Below are 526 nucleotides of genomic sequence, written 5' to 3' on the forward strand. Positions count from 1 at the left end.
CGCCGTCACCGCCCGGCGCATCGCGGGGACGAAGGTGCTCATCTCCGGCCAGGCCTGCGTCGCGGCGGACTACGTGCTGGTCGAGCGCGCCGCCCGCGACGAGCTGGTCGAGCGAATARTCCACAGCCTCAACGAGTTCCGGTCGGGGGAACCCGTGCGCGGCCTGCGCGTCGTCAACGAGCGCCAGTTCGACAGGTTGGCCGGCTACCTGGCGAACACCGAGGCCACGGTCGCGCTCGGCGGTGGCACCGATCGGGCCACGCTGACCATCGAACCCACCGTGCTGGTGGACCCGAGCCCCGAGGAACCGGTCATGCGGGAGGAGATCTTCGGGCCGATCCTGCCGGTGCTCGCCGTCGACTCGCTCGACGAGGCGATCGCCTTCGTCAACGCGCGGCCGAAACCCCTCGCTGCCTACGTCTTCACGAGGTCGGCGCGGACTCGCCGTCGAGTGTTGTCCGAAGTCAGCTCCGGAGCGGCGGTGGTGAACCACCTGATGGTGCACTACCTGACGCCCCAGTTGCCG

At 69.9% G+C, this 526-nt stretch carries 1 protein-coding gene; it reads left to right on the forward strand.

Features of this window, described 5'->3' with window-relative positions:
* Nucleotides 1-526 (forward strand): aldehyde dehydrogenase family protein (locus tag AC1DYG_RS19195; RefSeq protein WP_477641454.1); only part of this gene is annotated, 526 nt, incomplete at both ends.

Source organism: Pedococcus sp. P1_H8 (assembly GCF_056405175.1).